General features: G+C 31.6%; 24 protein-coding genes and 1 riboswitch. Of the genes, 17 read left to right on the top strand and 7 right to left on the bottom strand.

The window, feature by feature from the left end; all coding sequences use genetic code 11:
- Positions 1-404 precede the first annotated feature (404 nt).
- The 3 genes from Q0977_RS16025 to Q0977_RS16015 all read left to right on the top strand — a co-directional run bounded on the left by Q0977_RS16025 (position 405) and on the right by Q0977_RS16015 (position 3079).
- On the top strand, positions 405-1022 hold the full coding sequence (locus tag Q0977_RS16025; RefSeq protein WP_119417389.1) for an NAD(P)-dependent oxidoreductase: 618 nt from the start codon (positions 405-407) through the stop codon (positions 1020-1022).
- Between the two features lie 307 nt (positions 1023-1329).
- A complete protein-coding gene (locus tag Q0977_RS16020) occupies positions 1330-1923 on the top strand; it encodes a YpjP family protein (protein WP_124218503.1) in 594 nt (197 codons plus the stop codon).
- A 316-nt stretch (positions 1924-2239) separates the two neighbouring features.
- Entirely contained in the window at positions 2240-3079 is an 840-nt protein-coding gene (locus Q0977_RS16015) for a YitT family protein (protein WP_124218504.1), read from the top strand.
- Positions 3080-3157: 78 nt separating this feature from the next.
- On the opposite strand, the gene Q0977_RS16010 is transcribed toward Q0977_RS16015, so the two are convergent.
- Both Q0977_RS16010 and Q0977_RS16005 read right to left on the bottom strand, forming a co-directional pair.
- Positions 3158-3574, bottom strand: coding sequence for an Hsp20/alpha crystallin family protein (locus Q0977_RS16010; RefSeq protein ID WP_124218505.1), 417 nt, complete (start codon positions 3572-3574; stop codon positions 3158-3160).
- Between the two features lie 157 nt (positions 3575-3731).
- The gene (locus Q0977_RS16005) at positions 3732-4145 is read right to left on the bottom strand and encodes an Hsp20/alpha crystallin family protein (RefSeq protein ID WP_124218506.1); all 414 of its coding nucleotides are present in this window, start codon (positions 4143-4145) and stop codon (positions 3732-3734) included.
- A 234-nt stretch (positions 4146-4379) separates the two neighbouring features.
- Between Q0977_RS16005 and Q0977_RS16000 the strand changes: the two genes are divergently transcribed.
- The 8 genes from Q0977_RS16000 to msrB all read left to right on the top strand — a co-directional run bounded on the left by Q0977_RS16000 (position 4380) and on the right by msrB (position 10488).
- Positions 4380-5111 (top strand): hypothetical protein, encoded by a 732-nt coding sequence (locus tag Q0977_RS16000; protein WP_299515728.1) that lies wholly within the window; start codon positions 4380-4382, stop codon positions 5109-5111.
- 202 nt (positions 5112-5313) lie between these two features.
- The gene (locus Q0977_RS15995) at positions 5314-6258 is read left to right on the top strand and encodes a thymidylate synthase (protein ID WP_299515726.1); all 945 of its coding nucleotides are present in this window, start codon (positions 5314-5316) and stop codon (positions 6256-6258) included.
- A gap of 14 nt (positions 6259-6272) precedes the next feature.
- On the top strand, positions 6273-6752 hold the full coding sequence (locus Q0977_RS15990) for a dihydrofolate reductase (protein ID WP_299515724.1): 480 nt from the start codon (positions 6273-6275) through the stop codon (positions 6750-6752).
- A 455-nt stretch (positions 6753-7207) separates the two neighbouring features.
- Positions 7208-8047, top strand: a complete 840-nt coding sequence (locus Q0977_RS15985; RefSeq protein WP_124218510.1) for a DegV family protein — start codon at positions 7208-7210, stop codon at positions 8045-8047.
- Between the two features lie 81 nt (positions 8048-8128).
- Positions 8129-8944: a GDSL-type esterase/lipase family protein gene (locus Q0977_RS15980; protein WP_299515721.1), complete on the top strand. Its 816-nt coding sequence runs from the start codon at positions 8129-8131 to the stop codon at positions 8942-8944.
- Positions 8937-9518 (top strand): YpmS family protein, encoded by a 582-nt coding sequence (locus Q0977_RS15975; RefSeq protein WP_299515718.1) that lies wholly within the window; start codon positions 8937-8939, stop codon positions 9516-9518. Before Q0977_RS15980 ends, Q0977_RS15975 begins: the two co-directional genes overlap by 8 nt.
- An 11-nt stretch (positions 9519-9529) precedes the next feature.
- Positions 9530-10057 (top strand): peptide-methionine (S)-S-oxide reductase MsrA, encoded by a 528-nt coding sequence (gene msrA / locus Q0977_RS15970; RefSeq protein WP_299515716.1) that lies wholly within the window; start codon positions 9530-9532, stop codon positions 10055-10057.
- On the top strand, positions 10057-10488 hold the full coding sequence (gene msrB, locus Q0977_RS15965) for a peptide-methionine (R)-S-oxide reductase MsrB (RefSeq protein WP_124218514.1): 432 nt from the start codon (positions 10057-10059) through the stop codon (positions 10486-10488). Before msrA ends, msrB begins: the two co-directional genes overlap by 1 nt.
- A gap of 69 nt (positions 10489-10557) precedes the next feature.
- Here the strand turns inward: msrB and Q0977_RS15960 are convergent, their stop codons facing one another.
- From Q0977_RS15960 to Q0977_RS15950, 3 genes are all read right to left on the bottom strand, one after another.
- On the bottom strand, positions 10558-11745 hold the full coding sequence (locus Q0977_RS15960; protein ID WP_299515711.1) for an aminotransferase class V-fold PLP-dependent enzyme: 1188 nt from the start codon (positions 11743-11745) through the stop codon (positions 10558-10560).
- The gene (locus Q0977_RS15955) at positions 11729-12862 is read right to left on the bottom strand and encodes a methionine biosynthesis PLP-dependent protein (protein WP_299515709.1); all 1134 of its coding nucleotides are present in this window, start codon (positions 12860-12862) and stop codon (positions 11729-11731) included. Before Q0977_RS15955 ends, Q0977_RS15960 begins: the two co-directional genes overlap by 17 nt.
- Positions 12863-12932: 70 nt before the next feature.
- Positions 12933-13033, bottom strand: a riboswitch (SAM riboswitch).
- A gap of 125 nt (positions 13034-13158) precedes the next feature.
- Entirely contained in the window at positions 13159-13956 is a 798-nt protein-coding gene (locus tag Q0977_RS15950) for an SH3 domain-containing protein (RefSeq protein WP_158582339.1), read from the bottom strand.
- A 257-nt stretch (positions 13957-14213) separates the two neighbouring features.
- Here Q0977_RS15950 and Q0977_RS15945 point away from each other — a divergent pair, with 257 nt between their 5' ends.
- Together Q0977_RS15945 and deoD are read left to right on the top strand one after the other, a co-directional pair.
- Positions 14214-14432, top strand: a complete 219-nt coding sequence (locus Q0977_RS15945; RefSeq protein ID WP_119415458.1) for a YozE family protein — start codon at positions 14214-14216, stop codon at positions 14430-14432.
- 81 nt (positions 14433-14513) lie between these two features.
- Positions 14514-15218, top strand: coding sequence for a purine-nucleoside phosphorylase (gene deoD, locus Q0977_RS15940; RefSeq protein WP_299515708.1), 705 nt, complete (start codon positions 14514-14516; stop codon positions 15216-15218).
- 63 nt (positions 15219-15281) lie between these two features.
- Here deoD and Q0977_RS15935 read toward each other — a convergent pair whose 3' ends face one another.
- Entirely contained in the window at positions 15282-16448 is a 1167-nt protein-coding gene (locus Q0977_RS15935) for a tyrosine-type recombinase/integrase (RefSeq protein ID WP_299515707.1), read from the bottom strand.
- A gap of 690 nt (positions 16449-17138) precedes the next feature.
- Here Q0977_RS15935 and Q0977_RS15930 point away from each other — a divergent pair.
- Together Q0977_RS15930 and Q0977_RS15925 are read left to right on the top strand one after the other, a co-directional pair.
- A complete protein-coding gene (locus tag Q0977_RS15930) occupies positions 17139-17990 on the top strand; it encodes a hypothetical protein (protein WP_124218764.1) in 852 nt (283 codons plus the stop codon).
- A 21-nt stretch (positions 17991-18011) separates the two neighbouring features.
- A complete protein-coding gene (locus tag Q0977_RS15925; protein ID WP_124218762.1) occupies positions 18012-18533 on the top strand; it encodes a hypothetical protein in 522 nt (173 codons plus the stop codon).
- 387 nt (positions 18534-18920) lie between these two features.
- Here the strand turns inward: Q0977_RS15925 and Q0977_RS15920 are convergent, their stop codons facing one another.
- A complete protein-coding gene (locus tag Q0977_RS15920) occupies positions 18921-19166 on the bottom strand; it encodes a helix-turn-helix domain-containing protein (RefSeq protein ID WP_124218761.1) in 246 nt (81 codons plus the stop codon).
- Between the two features lie 431 nt (positions 19167-19597).
- Between Q0977_RS15920 and Q0977_RS15915 the strand changes: the two genes are divergently transcribed.
- Both Q0977_RS15915 and Q0977_RS15910 read left to right on the top strand, forming a co-directional pair.
- The gene (locus tag Q0977_RS15915; protein WP_299515706.1) at positions 19598-20020 is read left to right on the top strand and encodes a hypothetical protein; all 423 of its coding nucleotides are present in this window, start codon (positions 19598-19600) and stop codon (positions 20018-20020) included.
- 823 nt (positions 20021-20843) lie between these two features.
- Positions 20844-21782 carry a hypothetical protein gene (locus Q0977_RS15910; protein WP_299515705.1) on the top strand — a complete coding sequence of 313 codons (939 nt, stop codon included), beginning with the start codon at positions 20844-20846 and terminating at the stop codon, positions 21780-21782.
- Positions 21783-22220: the final 438 nt, after the last annotated feature.

Genomic DNA, 22220 nt, shown 5'->3' with positions numbered 1-22220 from the left:
GAGTTTCGGGTGTTGAAAGGCTTAACAATTTCCAATTTCAATAATTTTTATGATTGACATTTCACCCCTGGGCTTTTCGTTAAGTTACTTCGTATAATATTAAGTTTCCTGATTTAAATACTTGTTTTTAAGTCAATAAAGAATTGAGGTGGGGTTTCTACCCATAATGATGGATAAAATTAAACTTTAAAAAAGGCTCAGGATGATTAAGGTAGTTAGAAGTATAGACGTAGTATTTGAATGTTACCTTGGATAATCGTTATCATAGATAACAAAAATAATTATAATAGCATTTTAACATGTTATCAAGAACTTTTTAAAAAACTTTTGGACTTAGGAGTTTCTATAGATGAAATTCTACTAAGGGTTTGGATATAATGAATTTGATAGGAGTTGTTGAATAGATGAAAATAGTTGTTTTTGGAGCATCCGGCGGAGTAGGGCAACATGTTGTGAAATTAGCGCTTGAAAAGGGAATAGAAGTAACAGCTTTTGTTCGTACGCCATCAAAAATTCAAATTTCACATCCGTTTTTGCACGTATATCATGGAAATGCTATGCAAGCCGATGATGTGGCTGCTGCAATTGAAGGACAGAATGCAGTTATTTCTTGTTTGGGCTCAAGCAAGGGACTAAAAGAATCAACTGAATTAGGCAATATGATAGAAAATATCTCACTTGGTATGCAAAAACACGGGGTAAAACGAATTGTTTATGTAGCTTCTGCTGGTATATATGGGGAGCTTCCAGGAATATCTGGTAAGATGATTATGAAGACTTTAAAAAATCCTTTATTGGATCATCGACATGCTGTTGACACAATTGTTAATTATAATTTGGACTATACAATTGTTAGACCAATGGGGTTAACAAATAACGACCCAATTGGTAGTTATCGAGAAGCAACAGAAGGTATTCCTGCAAAGGGAAAAAGTATAGCTAGAGCTGACGTAGCAAACTTCATCATAAAAGCACTGGAAGATTCACAATATATTCATCAATCTGTGAGTATTGCATATTAAAAATAGCAACTAGTGGTACTGTTTTGGGTATAAAAAAGAACTATGAGAGAAAATCTCATAGTTCTTGCCATTTTAAAATGGATAAATTTAATCTGTAATACAAAGAGACATTAAATAGAATAATAGCAGTAAAAATCCAATACCAATTGCGATTGACATAAAATTTTGCCCTCCTTCTGTGCAAAAACGAACAAATTATTTCTACTTTATTGTACAATGATTTACCAAAAGATGAAACCTTTACTTACAAATTTCGTATCTAGTAATAAGTGATGTAAAAAAATGTTCAAAAGTAGGTGTATTTAAGTTGAAAAAAGGACTCCAAAAACTATTAGTTTCAACAGTTGCGGTTTTAACCCTGGGCTTCATCACACCAAGTCATGCAATTTGGGAAAACCTGTTAGAACATAATACTAATCATAAAACCCAACTTTCTAAGCAATCAACGACAAGACATAATTACATAGATACAGTATTTGAAGATAGTGTAACTGATATAGAAGCATTTTCTGATAATGTACTACTAAATGCTAAAGAACAAGCCTATATAAAATTTGGCAGTAAAATTGGTCCGAAAATTGAGGACGAGTTCAATAATATTATCTTTCCTAAAATTGAAGAAGCTATTCATATGACGTTAGAAAATGTGGATCAACAAGATATAAAAAACTTAGCAATCACAGAAAAACCAAGTGGTGACTATTCTGAAAAAATGTTTCATATCTACAACACTACAACAAGAAAAGACGTTATCCGTTTCCATGTACGTACAGAAAATCGTCCATTTGACGGATACTATTATAATTTCCACTATCACATATACAAAGACCAATTTGCTTCCCATTATAATTTAGGTGAAATCTATTGGTCAAAGAATACACCACCAAAATGGTTGTCATAAAAGTTTAAACCATTTAATGTTTTTACAAATATAGACATAACAAAGTGCATACAAATAATGTGTATATTTAGGTTACAACCGTCGCGTTTTGTATATGTAAAAGTGCGTGTGAAATATTGTTAAACAACAAACAAGCCTCGTAAATGATAGAAGCACCTATTATTTATGGGGCATTTTTATGCGCCGAAGTTGCTGGAATATTTTTTTGAATTGTTTCAATTGATAAAAAAGCATCTATTTAATGAGGGGTAAATCAGGTAAAATAATTGAATGAATAATAGAGATATATGGAAAATAAACGGAAAGGAATTTACATATGGTTATATCGAAAGAATTACGCTCTTATAGTTTAATAGCATTGGGAGCGCTATTAGTTAGCATTTCTTATAACACTTTTTTGTTGCCGGCAAAGTTAGCCGCTGGTGGTGTTGTAGGTATTAGTACATTACTATTTGATTTGTATAATTGGACCCCAGCAATCGTACAATGGTGTATTAATATTCCTGTATTTTTTCTTGGCTATTTTTTATTAGGAAAAGAATTCAGCGTTAAAACACTAGTCGGGACAATATTATTACCTCTATTTATCGGTTTAACCTCATATTTACCTTATAAAATTGAAGATCCAATGCTAGCAGCTATTTATGGTGGAATTATTACAGGAGTGGGATTAGGGCTTGTTTTTAGAGGAAAAGGCTCAACTGGTGGAACAACAATAATTGGTCAATTGATAAAAAAATACACAGGCTTATCAAGTGGCTATGCGCAAATGATGATCGATGCAATCATTGTGATTGCAGCAATGTTCGTCTTTGACCTGGAACTTGCTTTGTATGCGATGATCACTATTTATATTTGTAGTAAAGTAATTGATCTCGTGCAATTGCATTCTTCTTCATCTAAACTAGTTTTAATCATTACTGAAAATGAAGAACAAGTAACTCATCTTATCAAAGATGAAATTGATCGTGGTTTTACGAAAGTGTGGTCTGAAGGAGGATACTCACGTAATAAGAAAGCGTTATTATTTAGTGTGGTAGAACAATCTGAAGCAGTTTATTTAAAAGAGCTGATTCAAAATCGAGATACCGAATCATTTGTCATTTTCTTAAATGCTTCAGATATTATTGGTAAAGGCTTTTCACGACCAAGATAAAAAGAAGCAATTCAAAAATAGAGGACAACAATTTTGCCCTCTATTTTTTCTAAGAAAACCCTTTAAAGGAGTTTCACTTTATTGAATTTCAATTCGATGACTATTTTCAATTGTTTCTTGATCCAGCTTTGGTAATGTAATATTTAATACGCCATCCTCATATTTACATTCAATGGCCTCAGATTTTACATTATTCATAGCAAATTGACGTCTGAATGAGCGAATGGTACGCTCACGATGTATAAAATTTGAAGACTCATCTTTGTTTTCGGCCTCGTGACGTTGATTTGCTTCAACTGTTAAGATGTTATGATTAAAAGTAACATGAATATCTTCCTTTTTCATACCTGGAATATCCATTTTTACTTCGAAGCAGTTTTCTTTTTCAACAATATCAGCACTAGGATGATTCATCTTAGAAAAGAAAGAGTCGAAGGTTTGATCAAATAATTGCGGGAAAAAGAAATCACGATTTGTTGGAAATAAATTTGACATATGACATACCTCTTTTGACTTATTTTTTGAAGGGATTTAAATTTCCATTCAAATCATATCATTTGCAATCTATACAAAAATATACTGAAAAAAGCCAGATACAAAGTGCATCTGGCTAAACTTTTATTGATCGATATAGGTTTAAAAGTTGAAGAAATTATTCTATTTCAATTCTATGATTTTCGACTAAAACTTGATCATTCTTAGGTAGATAAATGTTAAGAACACCGTTTTTGTATTTGCATTTAATACCTTTAAAGTTGACGTTTTCAATGACAAATTGTCGTTTGAATGAATGACATACACGTTCACGTCGAATGTAGTTAGTCGTTAAATCTTTACTTTCAGTTTCTTGATCTTGTTGTGCTTCAATTGTTAGCAAGTTGTTGTTATAAGTGACATTGATGTCTTCTTTGTTCATACCTGGAATATCCATAGTAACCTCGTAAGAATGATCGTTTTCTTCAATGTCTACATTTGGTTGAGTCATTGGCGTAAAGAAAGAATCAAATGCTTGATCGAAGAATTTTTGGAAAAAGAAATCACGACTTGTTGGAAATAAGTTTGACATAGTACATTACCTCTTTTTTTAGTTTTCTTCGAAAGGGAATCATTGAAATGATCCTCTTTACAGTTATTATAATATCATTTGTTATCACTCTTGTAAAGAGAGTGATAAATAATTTGAAATTTCTTAATATAAAAGTATCTAATGAAATAAATGTTAGTACATAAATTTCCCATCAAACCTACTCACTTCTATAGTAATTTTACTTTCAACCGATATATAAATAGAGGTGATTTAATGCGAATATCTATGCAAGAACCTACAAGTCATGCAATTAGTGTAGCAGCAACTTCGAAAACATTGTCTCAAAGTGTATTTTCAAAAAGTAATATTTTTAAAGATACCGTAACTATTAGTGGACAAGCTCGACAGTTATTCGGCAATATGCAACAGGGAAAGCAAGATTCAATGATTGAAAGCTTGATGAAGCAGAGAGATGCATTAATGGAACAAAAAAGTGATTTAATGCAAAATACGCTTGATTCAGGTGGCGATATATCAAGTATTAAAGAACAATTGAAGGATTATGAAAAGCAAATTGCAGATTTGGATTCTCAAATTGCAAAAAATCAAGCCGAAAGTCGTAGTAATGCACTGGGAGTAGATCAGGAAGATAAGAAAAAAACGCCAAAAAGTGATGATGAAAAGCTTTTTACCCAAGCGGTGTCACTAGACCAAGCCGAGATGCTACACGGACTTGCCCATAAGATGGAAGGTCAAAAAGCGGTAATGGAATCGGAAATTGAGGAAGATGCAAAAAGAGGGGTAAATATAGAGCATAAGCAAGAAAAACTAAGTGATTTAGACACAAATCTCCAATCTATTCAAGAAAAACTGACGGATAATCTTCAAGATGAATTGGAAAATAAGAACGAAGATGATTTATCAGATTCAGATTCACAATATTTAGATCAAAATAATAAGAAACTACGTGAAAAAAATTATAATCGAAGTTCAGAAAATGATTAACTATTATAGAGAAAAAAGTTATGCCTAAAACAAATTTTGGGGTATAACTTTTTTCTTTTTCAATCAATGATTCCATTTTCTTTATTATTATTAATGCGAATAAGCTGTTAGTATGTTTGGTGACGATTAGTTAAATAAGAAATTAATACTGCATCATTTTTGTGTTATCATATGAACTAGTATGTAATTGGAGGCTATATCGATGAAACAATACTTAGACCTTTGCCGCCATATTTTAGAAAATGGTAATAATAAGGGAGATCGTACAGGAACAGGTACATGGAGTGTTTTTGGTTATCAAATGAGATTCAATCTGCAAGATGGATTCCCATTAATGACTACTAAAAAAACTGCATTTCGCTTAATTGCTACAGAATTATTGTGGTTTTTAAAAGGGGACACGAATGTCCGTACGTTAATTGAACAAAACAATCATATTTGGGATGAATGGGCTTTTGAAAAATGGGTAAAAAGTGAAGAATATGAAGGACCAGATATGACAGACTTTGGACATCGTGTGTTGCAAGATGAAAAATTTAAAGAACAATATGATGAGCAAATGAACATTTTCCAAAAGAATATATTAGAAGATGAAGCATTTGCGAAGAAATATGGAGATCTTGGTCCAGTTTATGGAAAGCAATGGCGTTCGTGGCCGGATGCAAAAGGTGGTACAATTGACCAAATTCAAAATGTTATTGAATCGATTAAAAAGAATCCCAATTCAAGACGACATATCGTGACAGCTTGGAATCCAGCTGAAGTTGATGATATGGCATTACCACCTTGTCATTCTCTTTTCCAGTTCTATGTAGCAAATGGAAAACTGTCTTGTCAATTATATCAACGAAGTGCAGATGTATTTCTTGGTGTTCCATTTAACATTGCATCTTATGCTCTTTTAACACATTTAATTGCTAAAGAATGTAACCTAGAGGTTGGAGATTTTGTGCATACTTTAGGTGATGCACATATTTATAAGAATCATTTGTCTCAAGTAAAAGAGCAATTGTCACGTACACCAAGAGAGTTACCAAAGTTAGTGATTAAAACGGATAAGGATTCGATATTTGATTATGAAATAACGGATTTGATAATTGAAGGATATGATCCTTATCCACGTATATCAGCACCAATTTCTGTGTGAGGAGGCTAAGCAGGATGATTTCATTGATTGTAGCTTATGATGAAAATCGTGTAATGGGTTATAACAATAAGATGCCTTGGCATTTACCAGGGGATTTAGCTTATTTCAAAAAAACGACAATGGGTAAACCAATGATTATGGGGCGTAAAACATTTGAATCTATTGGAAAAGCCTTACCAGGAAGAACGAATATTGTCATAACAAGAGATCCAAATTACAAAGCAGAAGGTATTGTAGTTGCCCATTCTTTTGAGGAAGCTTTAGAAATTGCTAAAAAAGAAGAAAAAGAAATAATGGTTATTGGAGGAGAACAAATTTTCCGTTTAGCTCTTCCAATTGCAGATGTTCTTTATGTAACAAAAATACAACACACTTTCCAGGGTGACACATTTTTCCCTAAATTAGGTAATAAATGGAAAAAAGTATCTGGATCAGAAACCTTTGAAACAAAAGAAGGTATAAAGTTCGCTTATTTCATCTTCAAAAAGAAATAATGTTTGACGATTGTTTAATTAGTAGAATCTGAAAGAACGGACTGTTAGACCTAGAATATAATTTTATTTTTGAGTAATCGCTCTTTTTCATTCAATGTGGAGGAGCGATTTTTGTTTTGAATTTTTAAATGTAGCTCTCTAGTTTATAAAAATGAATATATGAAAAATAAATATTTCTATACATGTTCTTTCAAATAAAATGCATAATATAGAAGACATCCAACTTTTTTATATCCTGCTTAATCGAAAACACTCGAAAAGAACCTCTTTAAACCAAATTAACTTTCATCTACTTTTTCTCTAAATCCATAATATAACTGACAAATGTCACATGTTTAATGTGAAATTCGTGAGTACAATATATGATAAGGTTTTCACCAAAATAAAAGGCTAATAGTTTACTATATAGCGATATCATTTTATAATGAAATGAATCTACTAAAGGATGTGTCAATGTGGGACGAATTCATATTGTTACCGATTCGACCGGCGAATTAACAAAAGAAGAAATTGAAAGATATAATATCCATATAGTTCCATTAACTTTTCAATTTGATCAAGAAACATTTGTTGATGGAAAGGATATTGGTCCTGAAGAATTTCTAGAAAAAATGGCTAATACGTCTAAATTGCCTAAAAGTTCTCAACCAGCTGTAGGTGTTTTTAAAGAATTGTTTGATGAACTTGGTAGTAATGGAGACGAAGTTTTAGTTATAACAATGACTGGTGGCATGAGCGGAACAGTAAAATCTGCCGAAGCAGCAGCAACAATGTCAGAATCCAAAGTTGTAGTAGTGGATTCCCGCTATATTTCTTACGCTTTAGGTTTCCAAGTTTTAGAAGCGGCGAAGATGGCAGAAGAAGGCAAGTCAATGGAAGAAATTATAGAAAGACTAGATCATATTCGTTCAAATACAAATTTGTTTGTAGTTGTGGATACACTTGAAAACTTGATAAAAGGTGGTCGTATTGGTAAAGGGACTGGTTTAATAGGATCATTATTGAATATAAAACCAATTGCTTCACTTGAAGGTGGAGCTTACAATCCTGTCGCAAAAGTACGGAGCCATAAACAAGTAGTTAAGTATATTTTTAAGCAATTCCAAGAAAATACTAAGGGTAAAACGATTAAAGGTGTAGGAATTGCTCATGCAAATGGTTTAGCAATGGGAGAACCATTAAAAAGAATGATTGAAGAGTCAGGCTATCAAAATGTGAAGCTTGGTTTTACATCGCCAATCATTAGTACGCATACTGGGCCAGGTGCAATAGGTATTTCATATTATACAGACTAATTAGGCGGCAGGGATTAAAATAACATTCCCTGCTTTCTTTTCATTTGAGCGACAAAGTCGACATGAAAGGAAGAAATGAAATTGAAAAAAAGGCTAATACTAATCTTATCCGTTCTGATCTTAATTGCTTGCGGAATTACTGATAATAATGGACATCAAAAAGATGAAAATAAAAAATTAGCAGTTACACAAATGTTTAAAACTAAAAACATACAATATGTCGCTTTAGGGGATTCTTTAACTCAAGGTGTTGGAGATGAACTAGATAAACAAGGATATGTTGGTCGCCTAGATAAAGAAATGAAAACATGGCAAGGTGTTAAATCTGTTACTGTTATAAATACTGCAAAAAGAGGACGTAGAAGCGATCAATTAATAGATCAAATCCAATCTGGTAAAATTGATAATGCCCTTAAACAGGCAGATTTTATCACATTAACAATTGGTGGAAATGATTTGATGAAAATTGTTCGTACCAATATTACAAATTTAGATAAGAAAGCGTTTGATAAAAAAAGACCTGCGTTTCAACAAAGATATGAAACCATAATGGAATTGATTCGCGAACGGAATCCAAATGCACCTGTTATATTAATTGGCGTTTACAATCCTTTGTCTATTTTTACGAAGGAAGAATCAGATATGAATACAATTATGAGTGAATGGAATTCAGATATACGTGGATTTGCTAATAATGATGAGCATGCCGTATTTATTAATATTGAAGATTTGTTTGAGTCAAATGATAATCTTGTCTATCACAGTGACTTTTTCCACCCTAATGCAAAAGGATATGATCTATTGACAGCAAGAATTATTAAAACATTACATGAAGTGAATTTAAATAAACTGTCAGAAGGACAATTTGATTTTAAGGAGGAGTCTTTAGATGAATAAATGGAAATTGGCATTTATACTCCTCTTTTCAGCGGTTATTCTAACAATAGCGACAACTGTTTTTATGATTACAAGACCAATAGCTGAAACACCCACTCCAACGACAAGTGAACTACCTGAAGGAAGTCATCTACAAGTTGTTACTACAGCCGATGACTTTGAAAATTTGGCTAATCAGCTCATATCTAACTCTATGAAGGGCTCTAAAATCCCTGTTAAAATGTATGTTGATGACCAAGTAACATTAAGCGGAACGTTACCAGTATTTGATATGGATTTGCCAATTGTCATGACATTTGATCCAACAATTGTTGATGGGAATCTATTACTAAAACAAAAAACAATTGAAGTAGGTATGCTTGATATTCCACCAGCAACAGCCCTAAAATTATTAAAGGATTCTGTTGAATTGCCAACTTGGATGGTTGTTCAACCGAAAGAAGAACAAATCTATATCAACTTGACAGAGATAAATATTCCATTAGGCGATAATTTAGAAGGAAGAGTACAAGCAAAAGAATTCAATTTAGATGAAAATCGCATTATACTAGACGTAGTAATTCCTAAAAAATAGGGGGTTTTTGTATGACATTGGAAAAGGCGACTTTTGCTGGAGGTTGTTTCTGGTGTATGGTCAAACCATTTGATGAACAACCAGGAATCGAGTCGGTTATTTCGGGATATACAGGTGGATATGTAGAAAATCCAAGTTATCAACAAGTTTGCTCTGATTTAACTGGCCATTATGAAGCAGTACAAATCACATATGACCCTCTAATCTTTCCTTATGAAAAACTAGTGGAGATTTTTTGGACGCTAATTGATCCAACCGATGCTGGTGGACAATTTCATGATCGTGGTAGATCATATATGACAGCAATTTTTTATCATAATGAAGAACAAAAAAAGATAGCGGAAGCATCAAGAAAAGCATTAGAAGAATCCCAAAAGTTCAATCTTCCAATTGCAACAAAGATTTTAGAAGCAAAGCCGTTTTATCCTGCTGAAGAGTATCACCAATACTATTATAAAAAGAATCCTTCTCACTACGAACTTTATTCAATTGGTTCAGGTCGCGCTGCATTTCAAAAAGATAATTGGGGGGCACATTGATGGATAAAGAAAGACGTTTAAAAGAATTAACTCCGATGCAGTATCATGTAACACAAGAAAAAGGTACAGAACCTCCATTTCGCAACGAATATGACAATCACTTTGAAGAGGGACTATATGTAGATATTGTTTCCGGTGAACCATTATTTTCTTCAAAAGATAAATTTCAATCAGGTTGTGGCTGGCCTGCATTTACGAAACCTGTAAAACAAACAGGGATTATTGAACATACAGATACAAGCTTTGGTATGTTAAGAACAGAAGTAAGAAGTAAAGAAGCTGACTCACATCTTGGTCATGTATTTCCAGATGGACCAATTGAAACGGGTGGACTTCGCTACTGTATCAATTCAGCTGCATTGCGATTTATTCCAAAAAATCAGTTAGCGCAAGCTGGCTATGCACAATTTGAAAAGTTATTTGAAGATTAACTTTATAAAATAGAAGAAAAGCTGATGTACCAATTAGAGTACATCAGCTTTTTTATGACTTATTTAACTTTATTTTTTGACTGAAACTATATCTTTTGCTGCTTGAAAAGCTTGTTCAAAATCAGCGATTAAATCATCCACATTTTCAAGCCCAACTGAGAACCTTAAAAGTCCTTCTGTAATGCCACGTTTATCGCGCTCTTCTTTAGGAATAGCAGCATGACTCATTGTCACTGGGTATGAAAGAATAGATTCAACTCCACCAAGACTAACTGCAAAAATCGGAATTTGAACATGTTCAACAAAAGCCTTTGTCAGCTCACGATTTGGTAATGTGAATGATAATACAGCACCAGCGTTTGATGCTTGGTTCGCATGGATTTCATAACCTGGATGATTCTTTAATCCAGGGTAGTGAACTTCTTTAACCAATTCATGGTGTTCGAGGTAAGAGGCAATCTTTATCGCCGATTGTGATGATTGTGATAAGCGAGCATTTAATGTTTTAATACCTTGTATCAATGAAAATGAATCTTGTGCCCCTAAAATAGCACCCATCGAATTTTGCATAAAGTAAATTTGTTTTCCAAGTTCTTCGTCTTTTGTGACGGCAAGACCAGCAATAATATCACTATGGCCGCCTAAAAATTTCGTAGCACTATGTAATACTACATCAACGCCTAGTTCAAGCGGACGTTGGTAAAGTGGTGTCATAAAGGTATTGTCGACAAAAGTTAACAAATTATGTTTTTTAGCAATGGAAACAATACCACGAATATCAGTAATACCTAGAAGTGGATTCGCGGGAGTTTCAGCATATAAAATCTTTGTATTTGGTTGGATGGCAGCTTCTACTTCTTGCAAGTTCGTAAAATCTGCGAAAGAATGTGAAATACCGTATTTTGTTAAAACCTGTGTAACAAAACGATAAGTTCCACCATATACTTCGCTTGTAATGACAATATGATCACCTGTATTTAGAGTAAGTAGGGCAGAAGCAATTGCTGCAATGCCTGATGAAAAGGCAAATCCTCTTGAACCTCCTTCAAGTTCAGCAATTGTTTTTTCTAATGCATCACGAGTAGGGTTTCCAGAGCGACTGTAGTCGTAGGGACCGAAAGAATCAAAATGTTCTTGGTCAAAAGTAGATGAAAGATAGATTGGTACATTCACAGCACCTGTCTTTTGTTCGTAATCGCCTCTAGTAGAAGCAGTTATTAGACTAGTTTCGATAGATTGTTTATTTTGTTGACTCATGGAAAGACACCTCTTTATTGATAGTAGTAAAAACTTGTTGGAGATCTTCTATTAAATCTTCGGCTTCTTCTATTCCTACTGAAAAACGTAACAATGAGTTGTCAACACCACGTGCAGTTCGTTCTTCTTCAGGTATATCAGCATGTGTTTGAGTAGCCGGGTAGGTGATAAAACTTTCAACGCCTCCTAAACTTTCAGCAAATGCGATAAGTTTTAAATTTTGAAGAAATGCTGGTACCAATTTGGAATGCTGTAATCGGAAAGAAATCATGCCACCTAATCCAGTGTAAAGAACCTCTTTTACGGATGGTTCTTTACTTAAATAGTCAACAATTTTTCGTGCATTTTCTGTATGTTGTTTCATGCGAACATGTAAAGTTTTTAGACCGCGGAGTAAAAGCCAACTGTCAATCGGGGCTAATGTTGCACCTGAAGCATTATGGTTATGAAGAAGTTTTTCACACAAGTCTTCTCCTTTTGCCACGACCAGACCTGCAAGAACATCATTATGTCCTCCAATATACTTAGTAGCACTATGAATAACAATATCTGCGCCAAGTTCAATTGGACGTTGATAATACGGAGTCAAAAAAGTATTATCAACAATCAGTAAAAGTTGATTTTTTTTCGCTAACTTTGCAAATAGTTCAATATTGATTTCTTGCATTAATGGATTTGTTGGTGATTCTATAAAAAGTGCTTTTGTATGTTCATTTATAATTGCTTCGACTTCTGCGATAGATTGGAAAGGTGTGAAATGAGCGTGAATACCATATTGGTTTTCGTATTGACGAGCAAGTCGATATGTACCTCCGTAAATGTCATCTGAATAGATTATTTCGTCTCCTGATTTGAAAAGGGATAAAACTAATTGGATTGCAGCCATCCCGCTACTACAGGCAAAACCTGCATCTCCACTTTCTAAAGCGGCAATTCCTTCCTCTAAAACAGCCCGAGTTGGATTTTTTGTACGCGTATAATCATAGCCTGTCGATTGGCCGAGTCCTGCATGTCGATATGCGGTAGAAAGATAAATAGGTGTATTAATCGCACCAGTCCGAGGATCTGTTTCTGTTCCGATTTGCGCTAAACGAGTCGAAATATGTTTTTTTGTCATGTTCATCATCCTTTTCTAAAAAAATAAAAGGCCCTCAGAAGAAGAGGACCTTGTACTTAAAAAGTCAATCTTCTTATCTGCTAGAAATACATCTACTGGAATTAGCACCTTACCAAATTGGTGGTTGCTGAGATTTCACAGGGCCAGTCCCTCCATCTCTCTCGATAAGAAATTTACATTAAATTGTTAGAAAAATTTTAATTAATGAAATAGTAACACTTTATGAAATACTATGCAATAGCATAATGAAAGAAAAAGCCCCCTAAATTATTTCAGGGAGCTCTTTAATCGTTCAATTATTTTGTTTCAATTTTTGTGATTTCAAAAGTGACTTTTTTGTTTTTCACAGTTTTAATTGCGCCAGCATTTGGGGCGTAATATGTGATTGAACCGTCTGCAGCTTTAATACCGACAACTGATTTAAATGTACCTGCTTTTACTTTAAAAGTGTTTGAAATAGATACGATTTTGTAATTTTTTTTGTTTGCTTTAAATACTTGTCCCTTTGTAAAAGGGTAAACGATTTGACGAATAGTACCTGTTTTAAATTTGTAATCTAAACCTTTAGAAGATTCTTTTACTAAAAATGATTGTTTATTGTTACCTGTTTTTTTGTACCAGTAAGTCCAACCTGTTGAATTGCGTTTGCCAGTTGAATATAGTTTTCCGTCTTTGCCATTTTCAACATAGTAGTAAGTATTTGTTACTACGGGGCGATAAGTTGTTTTTTTACTATTTGAAGTACTCGTACTTTTTTTAGTTGTAGTTTTTTTAGTAGTTGTAGTTTTTGTAGCTGTTGTTTTCTTGCTTGTATTTTTGCTAAATGATAAGTAAGAAGCATATACATAAGCTGTTTTTTTGTTGAATTTAATTTTTGCCCAGCCTGTTTTTGATTTACTATATACGACTACTTTAGTACCTTTCCAAAGTGTTCCAACTTTTTTGGCATTAGCTGAAGGTTCAGCGTGAACGTATACGCTATTTGCTACTTTTGCGTTCATTGTTTTTGGTGTTGCTGCGTCACTGTTTGCTGTAAAAGTAAATAAAGTCCCAAACATGACTATGAAAGATAGTAAGCTTTTTACTATTTTCATTTGAATCATCTCCTCATATATACCAATAATCTAGGTAGAGATGCGGTAATCTTTATTGATAATATTTTCGCATCCGAGTTATAGAACGAAGATGAAATGGGAAGGTTGCCATTATCATGAAAAAAGTAAGAAAATGTTTTCCAGGTAGAGAAGAAATTAGATAAGTTACAATTAGAGTTTTAATATAGTTTCCAAAGATAAGTAATTTTCGTGTAAAATGAATGTAAGTTATAATGAAATAAAGGCAGGAAGTCCAAATGAAACCATCATTTTATCATTTCGTATTATCTTTTAGAGGAGCAAAAGATGCAAAAGGGGATTTTGCAGAAGCTGCTTTTCATGACCATAGTTTTCCTAAACAGGAAGAAGATTTTCAAAACATCTCAAGATATATAGAAGAAAAAGCAGATCATGCGTTAAGTGCAGTTGTATTTGATGAACTTTGGCAACAATATGATGAAAAATATGAAGAATAATTTTTGATTGTCAGAGGTCGGACTTTACTGTTACAATGAGTCAGGCATATTGAAAATTTTAAATTGAAAAGGAGAATAATTATGAGTATCCATATTAATGCTAAACAAGGCGAAATCGCTGAAATCGTACTTTTACCAGGAGATCCTTTACGTGCAAAATATATCGCAGAAACATTCTTAGAAGATGTTACTCAATATAACGAAGTACGTAATATGTTTGGTTACACAGGTACATACAAAGGAAAACGTATCTCTGTACAAGGTACAGGTATGGGTGTACCATCTATTGCTATTTACACAACTGAACTTATGCAAGAATACGGATGTCAAAAACTAATCCGTGTTGGTACTTGTGGTGCACTAAAACGTGATGTTAAAGTTCGTGATGTCATCCTTGCTCAATCAGCAACAACTGATTCTAAGATGAATGAAATTATCTTCAAAGGAATCGATTTCGCACCAACCGCTGACTTCGATCTATTATTAAAAGCATATAAAGCAGGGGAAGAAGCTGGACTAAACTTACGTGCTGGTAATGTTTACACAGCTGACTTATTCTATGGTGAAGATAACCAAAACGAAAAATTAGCAGATTACGGTGTATTAGCAGTTGAAATGGAAACTGCAGCACTATATACACTAGCAGCAAAATTCAATCGTCAAGCCCTATCTGTACTAACAGTATCTGACCACCTACTAACTGGCGAAGCAACAACTGCAGAAGAACGCCAAACTACATTCAATGACATGATTGTTGTAGCACTTGAAGCGGCTATTCAAGAGTAGGCGTATCAAGGGTTTGTAGACTGGTAAAATTTTACGGGTGACTATTGGTGACCAAATGCAATTTTAAAGGTTACTAAACAGGTCACTCGCTTTTTGTTTTTGAGACGTATCTATATGGGAATACGTATCTAATGTTTCACGAATATTTGCATGACCAAGTTGTTCTTGAATGACTTTAATATTCACATTTTTAGATAGCATATAACTAGCAAATGTGTGTCTTAAACCATGAAATGTGATATACGGTAAGTTGTACTTTTTTACAATATCTCGCCACTGAATAGACATTCTATCAGGATGATTTGGAAAGCCGTTATCTTTTGAAAAAACTAAATAAATGGGTTTATTATTCTTTGTGTAGATTGGATTGAACTTTTCGCCTAATTTCGCCAACTTAATTTTCTTTTTCTCAACGTAATCCTTTAACTCACTCATTAAATTTTGAGGAGCATATACCACACGACTTTCCCCAGTTTTCGTCGTATCCAGAAAAAATTGTTTGTTAATTTTATCATATTGTAAGGTCTTATCAACGTATATTGAGTTGTTTTGAAAATCGAGCGATTCAAATCGTAAGCCTGCTATTTCTGCCATTCTTAAACCACAATACAATGCAATTTTTATTTGTAATTGATGTTTAATATGAAGTTTAGGAATTACATGTAAAAGTTGCTTGATTTGTTCTTCTGTGTAGTAGTTAATACGCCGTGTTTTCTTACGTTTTGGTTTAGTTGCCTTAGCACAAGGGTTAACCTCGATATATCCCCATTCTATAGCTCTGTTGAACATTGTATTAAGCATCGCAAACTTTTCATAAATAGAGCCAGCTTTTATCTTTTTTTGTTCTACAAAAAATAAGTTGATTTGTGTAGATGTGATTTTATGCATTTTCATCATACCGAAAAATTCTAGTAACCCATTATTTAAATAATTTTCGTAAGTGTTACGTGATTTTACTTTTAATTCTACTGCTACATAATCACTCATAAACTTTTCAGAAAACTGACTAAAAGTAATTTTCTTTGTATTACCAAACGTTTGTTGCTCCATGCCTAATGATTTTTCAAATTGAGCAATTGCATTGATAATGTTACTCTCATCCAATTTCTTTAGTGTAGCAATTTTAATCTTTCGTAGTCTTTTTCCATTTTCATCATATCCATATTCAACAATTATCTTTATTCTTGGTTGTCCTTTCTTATTAGTCTCAATGATTCGATAACTTGCCATTTGGAACTCTCCTTGAGTTGTATAGCAATCCATAAGGAGTTTAAATCAAACTTTTCATAATTTATTATAATCTATTTCTTTAATTTGATTAAATTTTTTAAATGTATATCCACATTTGTATGCCATTAGAACACTACATGCAAAGTATTTATTAAAAAATGGTGCAAGGCATTTACAACTATAAGGGTATTATTACAATTATTTAAAATATAACACTTCGCTTATTTTTTAAAACACATTCCTTTTTAAGAAATATATTATCATGGTAAGTCAAAATATTTATAAATTAATAGTATATACTTATTTTTACTGTTTTTTTAGAAATTATATTTATTTTTTAATAAAATGTATTATTTTAGTAATATAGGGAATGTATGATAGATTGTATTCGATTTTATTAATGTATATAGACGCGGTTCATTATATGCTGATAAAAAGAAGGGATGTGTATCAGACTTTTAAAACAAAAAACAATAATTTAACTTGTCGCTAAAAATAATTAGTTATACAACAATTATATGTTAAATGAATAAAAAAGATAATATTTTTGAGTAAGTGTACACTGAGTTATTCAGAACAATAAGGTATTAATTAAATTTTTAGTCTAAAAATTTTAGATAAACTTTTACGTGTCGTATATATTTTCGAAAACACATTCCTTAATATTACACATTAGAAAGGATGTACTGAATGATAAAGAATAATTTGTTTAAAGTATTTCTTATTTCAAGTCTTATGTTATTTCTAATTTTTAATTCCTTAGGAAATGCTGAAGCTAAAACTGATACATCTAATAATCAAACTGATCAAAATTTAATTGGTGTCCAAACTGAAGAAATTATAAAAAATATTAGAACTGGAGAATCAATAAACAGTATTCAAGCGGATGAAGTTATTAAAAGTTTTCAATCTGGAGAATCAATAGATAATATAGATACTGAGGAAATCAATAATGAAATAGAAAAAAGTTCAAAAGAAAATAGTATTTTTGATTCAGATGAATTTTCATATAATTATCAAGATTTAAACATTGAAGGTATTTCTAATGTAACACCAGATATAAATAATATTGAGATATCTAACGAAATAGATAGTAATGATATAGAAATTTTAAGTGGTAGTGCAGGTCTATATAAACAATACATCAAGGGTAATTATAAAATTGATATTACAAAAATCCACACTGGTTGGGCAGGACCATGGGCTGAAACACAAAACATAAAACATGTTAATATTCATATTTATAAAAAAAATACTAAAGGAAAATATACTCATAAAGCAAATTATCATATTTCTGCTAAAACCAAGGGAACCTCAGTTTGTTATTATATTCATGAAACTGTTAAAAAGAAATCTTGGACAAATTGTATGTCTGGTTTAGGAAAAGCCAAAGCTCAAGCCGAAATGCAAAGTGTTTTATTAAAAGATATGAAAACAGTAACAGCAGGGGAAATAGCAACTACAATTGCTATAGTTGCGGGAGTGGTGATAATTGTTTGGGCTCTTTGGCCAGTAAGTGCAATAGGATTGGCGGCTGTTTAAGAAAAAAAAGGGGGGGTAGGAATGCAAGATTTTTTCAATTATCGATTAGATACTAGTAACCCTGAAGATGAAGAAGAAAAGTTTGAAAAACGGATGAAAAAAATAATTACTATTTGGAACAAAGTTACAGCCTACTTTTTAGCGAAAGGTACAAAATTAACTATTCTTTATTATGAAAATGATAAAATAAACCCAAATAAAGGATATCCCTCAACAGGCTATGGAGTGAAAAATATAATATTATCAGACTCTCAATTTACGAAAGAAGAGAACGAAGATAATCTTATTGAATTAACAGTAAATTTAAATGAATACATTAAGAAAGTTATTTTTAAAAGTATGGTAGAAGAGATAGAATCAGAATATGAAAATATAACACCATTTTTTCATTTTGATATTTTGGATCAAAATGGACTTTCTATTTTTACATCACAGGATTTTGGCTGTAATACATTAATGTATTTAACTATGTCGGATATTAAAGAATTATCATTAAATGAAAATGAAGAGGTATTCTTTATAAAGATCCCAGAAATTAAATAAAAATCCATAATAAAAAAAGAAGGCTCAATAATTTGAGTACCTTCTTTTTTTTATACAAATTAAATTTTATCACCATCATTAAGTTTAAAGAATCCTTCATATTTTACATCTAATATATTAGCATCTCTAATTATATCCATTTGTTTTTATTTTTATCGTTCGGAGGTTGAATCTTTCCAGAACCGTCTTTATGGAAGTTCGGAAACTTTGAAGCTTTACTGAATTCCCATAATTCTTTAGTTATTTGTTCACGAGTTTTCTTTTTCATTAAATTCACGCTCTTAATTGTAGATTCATAAAGTATTATATTTTGAAAATGGTGATGATATGTCAATATGATACATTGTTCAACTTTTTAAATTAGATTAATAAAAAAAAGAACTCTAATTATTTAGAGTCCTTACTTCCATCTGGAATAATTGTTAATACCTCATTAAAGTCTGTAATGTCTAACCCTTGCATTATAGCATCTAAATGATCTCTGTTAATTTGCATCTTATTATTACGATACATATCACTTATTGATGCGGCTCTTAGCTCTATACCTGTTTTCTTTAAAACTCTATTTTTTAATTCAGTTTGAGTTTTTATATTCCGTTTCAAAGCGGCTTGTTCTATTGTTAAGCGTATCATATACACACCACCTTTCTATAATTATATTATACGTTAAAAAAGTTTTTTACACAATTTCGTAAAAATGTATTTACATAATTACGGAAACCTGTTATATTCATTTCAAGGAATCACAGCTGAGGTATTTTTCATACTATATGTATTACAGGTTTCTGTAAAAGTGTAAAAGGAGATAAATCAATGATCAAACGACTAAATCAATATTTCTTTCTGTCAGATTCAATCAGCTTATTAGATGCACTTTACTTCTACGGTGGCATTTTAACAATTCTAGCAATCGCTACAATCGTTTTTATCTAGTTTAAGGTGGAATACATGGATATGGTGGCTAAAACACTCCACAACATATAACAAGTATCCAGCAACTGTCAGCACTAGCTTTAACTATCACACAACTATAAAAATAAAAAATAGAAATGGAGATAATAAAAATGACAACAAATCAAACAGCAGTAAATATTAATGAATTACATGGAGTAGGTGCATTAGGTGATAATCATTCAATTTTTGGGGAATTAACATTAAACGTAGAAAGAATTGAGGATTTAAATTTGGATAAGATTATCTTTAAAATTGATGATTTTATGATTCCTACAGTACATGATTTTAAATATTTTGCTAATGTCTTAGATTATGATTTTTACAATTATGACACAAAACAAGTTATCCATTTAGTCTTTAAAATAGATGTTGATGCACCAAATTCTGAAGAAGTTTACTACGAAATCGGATATAGATTACAAGAAGATATGATTGAGATGGAAGAGTTTGAGGTAAAAGACATGTTTAATAATATTTATAACTTCAAGGTAATTGACTTTGAACTTGATTTTGATATGGAATCATACGAATAAGATTGTGTGTGGATTAGTGGGGAAGATAAAACACAATGAAACTAGTATTTTATTGTGTATTTAAATTCTTATTTTCTTTTCGTGAACAAGCATGGGTATAATAAGTAATAGATTAGTTGAAATAAAAATGTATCTACGAACAATCTTCGTAGTAAGTGGGCGAACATTTTCAATTCATTGTTGATGAAAAGCTGAAGACGATAATAACGCACTCAGGTCAAAATCGCGAAATGTGGTTCTTAACTGAAGATGGAATATACGAAGTGTTGATGCAGTTAAATATAATACTTATGTATATTGAATATTCTGACATTTTAAATTAAATAAAAATATTAAAAAATAATAGTTTACAAGAATTAAATTCCGTGTTACTATTAAACGTGAAACTATTAAAAATTCTATAGACATAATTATCTACTATCAACTTTTTAAGTTAACACTAATATACAGTAATTTTAATGAAGTGTCAATAGAATTAGTAAAATTTCGTTTTTATTAATGGGTTAGGGATGTTTAATTGCATCTCTAACTATCATTTGATTGATCGCAGTAGCTATTTAAATGAAGTTCCTGTTAAGGAGTAATAACACGTTTAAGTGGCTACTGGGGTTATATCAATCAACTCCACAAAAATAAAATTATACATAGAAAGGAGAGATTTAAATGAATGAGTTTAGAAAATTTCTGTATTCGTTCGCAAAATTGTTAGGTGATATTAACGCTATTAGGAAAGGTACAATTGGGAAACGAATTTACAACAGAGCTGTAGGTAAGGTCACGAGTAGATTATTCAGAAAATAATTATAGAAAGGAAAATGATTGATTGAACATTATTAAAGAATTGTTGCAATACAACGAGATGGAATCGAAAGTTTTTGTACCAAACGAACTATTCGAAGACTTAAAGAAAAGTAATATTAAGCGAGTGCATATACCTGTAGCTTATAGTTATTACTACATTATAAACTATCTGTATAGGTATACAAAATACTACGAAACGAAGGTTGACAATAAGCAAATTAAAGAAATACTAGGGTATCATCGGGATCAACAATCTATTGATTACATCATAAAGAAAAATGGTGAATTAGATAAAATTGGATATACACAAACAGTTAAAGATTTTCCAATATTGTGGGAGTTTAATGAATTTGAAGGTTTACAATTTTCAATGCTTAGTGATATGGATGAATTTACTCAACATGATATTAAGCAACATTTTAGTAGAAAGTATAGTATTAAATATCCAATTAAAGCCTTTGTTAGAGAGTATGACGAGGAAGGTAATATTGATGAAGAAGGAACGTTTTATTCTATAAGTAATACCCATTGTATTCCATTTGAGGTTTTCATTTTCTGTATGGAGAATGAGAAATTAGGGTGTACAGCATTCTACCTATATAGTTTTATCAGCAAAATGAACGATAAATTTGCTGATGGATATGACATATCAATTAAAAAGTTGGCATCTGAGACTGGTATAGCAAAGACAACATTAGAACAATATATTGACCAACTAAATCAATATAAGATGATAAAAACTATACATAACCAACCATACTTTTGCTTAGCCTTAGATCCAAAAGAGAGAAAATCAAATACATACATAATTAAAGAGTTTGACCAATTTACATATACACCGCGACCTTATGAAAAGTTAAAAGTTATAAAAAGTAACGAGTATTATAAAATGATGGGTAAAGAATCAGAAAACTCATTTAGTGGTAAAGCTGACATTTCGCTTGAGGATTTACCTTTTTAAAATTGAAAATCGAATAACATATAAATTGACTACACATATAATATACAACTAACAGTATGTATATAAATGTAATATTACTACTAGTTTAATTTTAAAGTTTAAATAGTTAGATTAGTAAAGTAATATTCAATTTAAAACTATATTAAATATATCGTCAAAACATATATTATTCAAATTAGCAAGTTGAACACGCACGTATATATCATAATTAGTACCAATTTATTACATATCATAAACGAAAATTAAAATTGAAAATTGAAATGGAGAGAATTATACATATGACTATTAATACTAAACAAGTTTACCTTTACTCATTATCAACAGGAGATTTTTTAACTGAAAGTGAGTTTGAATTAAAGAAGTGATTGTAGTATAGATGTATGGACACACTCTAGTTAAATTATTTATGATAGAACAAACGAGAGGACGTGTCCGAAT

Source organism: uncultured Rummeliibacillus sp. (assembly GCF_934216135.1).
Lineage (GTDB): Bacteria > Bacillota > Bacilli > Bacillales_A > Planococcaceae > Rummeliibacillus.
Note: the sequence above shows the minus strand (reverse complement) of the source record. Positions and strands in the feature narration are given on the sequence as shown.